Source organism: Streptomyces phytophilus (assembly GCF_013870535.1).
GTDB classification, from domain to species: Bacteria; Actinomycetota; Actinomycetes; order Streptomycetales; family Streptomycetaceae; genus Streptomyces; species Streptomyces phytophilus.
Window position 1 is genome coordinate 1 of the sequence record NZ_JACBXC010000368.1, and the last position, 5060, is coordinate 5060.

General features: G+C 73.9%; 4 protein-coding genes and 1 pseudogene. All 5 read right to left on the reverse strand.

What is annotated here, in order from left to right:
• Positions 1 to 238: pseudogene (locus H5J30_RS17095) on the reverse strand (hypothetical protein); the annotation flags it as partial.
• A 111-nt stretch (positions 239 to 349) separates the two neighbouring features.
• A complete protein-coding gene (locus H5J30_RS17100; RefSeq protein ID WP_181788289.1) occupies positions 350 to 1366 on the reverse strand; it encodes a Gfo/Idh/MocA family protein in 1017 nt (338 codons plus the stop codon).
• A 39-nt stretch (positions 1367 to 1405) separates the two neighbouring features.
• Positions 1406 to 2347: a TIM barrel protein gene (locus H5J30_RS17105; protein ID WP_181788290.1), complete on the reverse strand. Its 942-nt coding sequence runs from the start codon at positions 2345 to 2347 to the stop codon at positions 1406 to 1408.
• A 51-nt stretch (positions 2348 to 2398) separates the two neighbouring features.
• On the reverse strand, positions 2399 to 3901 hold the full coding sequence (locus H5J30_RS17110) for a CoA-acylating methylmalonate-semialdehyde dehydrogenase (protein WP_181788291.1): 1503 nt from the start codon (positions 3899 to 3901) through the stop codon (positions 2399 to 2401).
• Positions 3902 to 3947: 46 nt separating this feature from the next.
• Positions 3948 to 5060: thiamine pyrophosphate-dependent enzyme (locus tag H5J30_RS17115; protein WP_258563370.1), on the reverse strand; the 1113-nt coding region annotated here is incomplete at its 5' end.

Consider the following 5060-nt stretch of genomic DNA (forward strand, 5'->3'; position numbering starts at 1 on the left):
GCGTGAGGACCCCCAGGCCCAGCCCGGCCGCCCCGCCGGCGCTCATCTCCTGGATGCGGTCGCACGGGCCCGTGTGGTCCGGCGGCGCGCAGTACTCCCGCTCGCCGCGGAACAACGGGATCATCACGGCCATCAGCGCCGCGGGTAACGCCCCCAGCGCGTACGCCATCTGCCCCAGCGTCGTCGTCGCGCCGACCCACGGCGGACGGCTCAGCAGGGGCGGCTCCCCCAGAGACATCCGTACCCCCCTTTGGATACCTGCTGCCTCAAGAAGACGCACCGCAGGGGGGCGGGGTTCCCGCGGCCCGGCCCCTCCCCCCGCGGTGGGGGCCGGGTCCGCGGGAAGTCGTCAGGCGTAGAACGCCGGGCGCTCCACCAGGCCCACGTTCACCACCGCGCCCGTACGCTGCGCCTCGACCGTCGCCGCCGCGACCGCGGTGGCGGCGTAGCCGTCCCAGGCGCTCGGGCCCGTGGCCGCGCCGGCGGCCACCGAGTCGACCCACGCCTGCACCTCGACGTCGAACGCCTCGGCGAAGCGGCCGCCCCACTCCTGGTCGATCTCCGTGCCCACCCGCGCGGCGGCCCGCACCTCGGCGCGCGCCGGGTCGGGCAGCCGGATCAGGCCGGTCTCACCGACCGTCTCGCACTGGATGTCGTACCCGTACTGGCAGTTGACGAAGACCTCCAGGTCGATGCGGACCCCGCGGGCCGTCTCGAAGAGCATGAACTGCGGGTCCCGGAGGTGGGGGAAGCGGCGCTCGGTGGCGCGGGGCATGACGACCTGCGCCGAGACGATCTCGTCGTCGAGCAGCCAGCGGGCCGCGTCGATCTCGTGCACGCCCGTGTCCTGCGCCGCCATCTCGGTCGTGTACCGCTCGGGCGCCGACCGGTTGCGGTGCGCGCAGTGCATCATCAGCGGCCGGCCGATGCCGCCGTCGGTGATGACGCGCTTCAGCTCCCGGTAGCCCGGGTCGTAGCGGCGCATGAACCCGACCTGCACCAGTCGCCGCCCGTACGCCTCCTCCGCGGCCAGCACGCGCAGCGCGTCCTGCGCGGTCGTGGCGAGCGGCTTCTCGCAGAGCACGGGCTTGCCCGCGGCGATCGCGGCGAGCACGTGCTCGGCGTGGGCGGCGTGCCAGGACGAGACCAGCACGGCGTCCACGTCGTCCGCGGCGATCAGCGTGCCCGGGATGTCGGCGGCGTCGGCGACCCGCGCGCCGCCCGCCTCCGCCGCGGCCTTCTCCGCGAGCGCCGCGTCGATGTCGGCGACGGCACTGACCCGGGCGCCGCTGATGACGCGGCCGATGCGCTCGATGTGCTCGCGGCCGATGGCGCCGGTGCCGACGACTCCGATGCGTACGGTCATGACTTCCTGCTCCTCAGTACTCGTTCTCGGCGGGCCGCTTCAGCGGGGGCGGCGCGTGCTGCTCAGGCCGACGCCCGCCAGGTAGTCGCGGGTACGGACCGCGATCGGCAGCGGCACGTCGGGCTCGCACGGCCACAGGTCCTGCTCCACGACGACGAACAGCTCCGCGTCCAGCCCCGACAGCGCCTCGACGATGTCCCCCGGGTTCGGCACGCCCGCGGGCGGCTCCACGGCCACGCCGCGGCTGACGGCCTCGCTGAACGACAGGTTCTCGGCCCGGACCTGCTCGATGATCACCGGGTCCATCTGCTTGATGTGGACGTAGCCGATGCGCTCGGCGTAGCGGCGGATGAGGTCGAGGTTGTCGCCGCCGCCGTACGCGACGTGGCCGGTGTCCAGGCAGAGGTTGGCGTACCGGGAGTCGGTGGCGTTCAGGAAGCGCTCGATCTCCGGCTGTGTCTGGATGTGGCTGTCGGCGTGCGGGTGGACGACGAGCCGGACGTCGTAGTCGTCCAGGAGGATCCGGCCGAGGTCGTCGGCGGCCTTGCCCAGCGCCGTCCACTGCGCGGCCGTCAGCTCCGGCGGCTCGGTGAAGTCGCCGGTCTTCTCGTCGCGGTACAGCGGCGGGATGAGCACGAGGTGGTGCGCGCCGGCGGCGGCGGTCAGCTCCGCGACGCGGCGCACGTTCGCCACGGTCTCGTCCCACTCCGCGGGGCGGTGCAGGGCGCCGAAGATCGTGCCGCCGGAGACCTGGAGGCCGCGGTCGGCGAGTTCGCCGGCGAGGCGCTGCGGGTCGGTGGGCAGATAGCCGTACGGGCCCAGCTCCAGCCACTTGTAGCCGGTCTCGGCCAGCTCGTCGAGGAAGCGGGTGTACGGGACCTGGTGCTCCTCCTCGGGGAACCACACCCCCCAGGAGCAGGGGGCGGAGCCCAGGCACAGATTGCCGGCGGCGGGGCGCGGGGCGCCGGGTGCGTTCGTCATGAGGGTGCGGCCTCTCGGTGGTCGGGGCTCGTAACGGAGGTGCCGGGCGGGTCAGTTGGCGGTCGGGAACGCGAACGCCGCGCCGCGGGCCGCCGGGTTGCCGCCGGCCGGCCAGCGGGTCGTGACGACCTTCGGGCGGGTGTAGAAGCGCACGCCCTCCGGGCCGTGCACGGGGCTGTCGCCGATGAGCGAGTCCTTCCAGCCGCCGAAGGAGTACGCCGCCATCGGCACCGGCACCGGCACGTTGATGCCGACCATCCCGACGTGCACCCCGCGCTGGAAGCGCCGGGCCGCGCCGCCGTCGCCGGTGAAGAGCGCGGTGCCGTTGCCGTACGGGTTGGCGTTGATGAGCGCGATCGCCTCGTCCAGGGTGGCGACGCGGATCACCGCGAGCACCGGGCCGAAGATCTCCGTACGGTACGCGTCCATCGCCGCGCCGACGTGGTCGAGCAGCGTCGGCCCGGTGAAGAAGCCCTCCTCGTGGCCCTCGACCTTCAGGTCCCGGCCGTCGACCACGACGGTCGCGCCCTGCGAAGCCGCCGAGGCGACCGCCCCGGCGACGCGCTCCTGCGCGGCGCGGGTGACGAGCGGGCCCATCTCGCTGGCCGGGTCGTCGCCCGGCCCGACGCGCACGGCGCGCGCCTTCCGCTCCAGCACCTCGACCAGCGGCTCCGCCGCGTCCCCGACCGCGACGGCCACGGAGATCGCCATGCAGCGCTCGCCCGCGGAGCCGTAGGCGGCGGCGACGAGCTGGTCGGAGGCGTAGTCCAGGTCCGCGTCCGGCAGGACGACGGCGTGGTTCTTTGCGCCGCCGAGCGCCTGGACGCGCTTGCCGGCGGCGGTGCCGCGCTCGTGCACGTACGTGGCGACGGGCGTGGAGCCGACGAAGGAGACGGCGGAGATGCCGGGGTGGTCGAGGATCGCGTCGACGGCGGTCTTGTCGCCGTGGACGACGTTGAACACGCCGTCGGGCAGCCCGGCCTCCGCGTAGAGGCGGGCGACCAGGTTGGACGCGGACGGGTCGCGCTCGCTGGGCTTGAGCACGAACGCGTTGCCGGTGGCGATGGCGATGGGGTGCATCCACAGGGGCACCATCGCGGGGAAGTTGAACGGGGTGATGCCCGCGCACACGCCCAGCGGCTCGCGGAAGGAGAGGACGTCGACGCCGCGCGAGTACTGGTCGGAGTAGCCGCCCTTGAGCGCGTCGGCTATCCCGCAGGCGTACTCGACGACCTCCCGGCCGCGGACGATCTCGCCGCGCGCATCCGAGATGATCTTGCCGTGCTCGGCGGAGATGATGCGGGCCAGCTCGTCCTCGTGCCTGGCCAGCAGCTCGCGGAACGCGAACATCACGCGCATCCGCTGCGACAGCGAGCTGTCGCGCCAGGTCTCGTACGCCTTGGCGGCGGCGCTGACGGCGGCGTCGACGTCGGCACTCTCGGCGAGCAGGACGCGGGCCTGCTCGCGGCCGGTGGCCGGGTCGTAGACGGGGGCGGTGCGGGTGGACGTGGCGGCGGTGGCGCCGCCGGCGATCCAGTGCTCGATCGTGTGCATGAGGGTCTCGCTTAACTTGCCGGGGAAGTACAGGGGTTGCTCAGGGTCAGAGGTACGGGCGCTGCGCGCGCTTGCCGTCGCGGTACTCCTCGTACGCCTTGCGCGTGGAGTCCAGCTCGGACACCTCGCTCACGGGCACGTCCCACCACGCGGAACTCGGCGGGTTGGGCCCGGTCAGGTCGGTGACGACGTGCACCACCGTGGTGCGTGCCGCCTCCTTGGCCCGTACGAAGGCGTCGCGGAATTCCCCGACCGTCGTCGCCCGCAGCACGTCCGCGCCGAGGCTGGCGGCGTTCGCGGCGAGGTCCACCGGCAGCGGCCCGCCGTCCAGCTCGCCGGTGTCGGGGTTGCGGCCGGCGTAGCGGGTGCCGAAGCGCTGCGACCCCAGCGACTCGGACAGCGCGCCGATCGACGCGAAGCCGCCGTTGTCGACGAGGACGACGATCAGCTTCAGCTCCTCGGCGACGGCGGTGACGATCTCCTGGGAGAGCATCAGGTACGAGCCGTCGCCGACGAGGACGACGACCTCGCGGTCCGGGGCGGCGAGCTTCACGCCGAGTCCCGCGGCGATCTCGTAGCCCATGGTGGAGAAGGCGTACTCGACGTGGTACGCCTTCGGGTCGCGGGCGCGCCAGAGGGCCTGGAGGTCGCCGGGCATGGAGCCGGCGGCGTTGATGACGACGTCGCGGTCGCCGGTCAGGTCGTTGACGGCGCCGAGGATCTCGGTCTGGGCGGGCGGCGGGCCGTGGCCGCGGTCGGGGTGGTAGACGGCGTCGGTGGTGCGGCGCCAGTCGTCGGCGAGTTCGCGGACGCGCGCCCGGTAGGCGTCGTCGACCTGCCAGTCGGCCAGCTCGGCGCCGAGCGCTTCGAGGCCGGCGCGGGCGTCGGCGACCAGCGGCTCCGCGGCGTGCTTGACGGCGTCGAGGCGGGCGACGTTGAGGTTGACGAACGCCACGTCGGGGCGGGCGAAGACGGTGCGGCTTGCGGTGGTGAAGTCGCTGTAGCGGGTGCCGACGCCGAGGACCACGTCGGCCTCGGCGGCCAGCGCGTTGGCGGCGGCGGTGCCGGTGGAGCCGAGGGCGCCGACGGCGCAGGGGTGGTCCCAGGGCACGGCGCCCTTGCCGGCGTGGGTGTCGGCGACGGGGATGCCGGTGCGCAG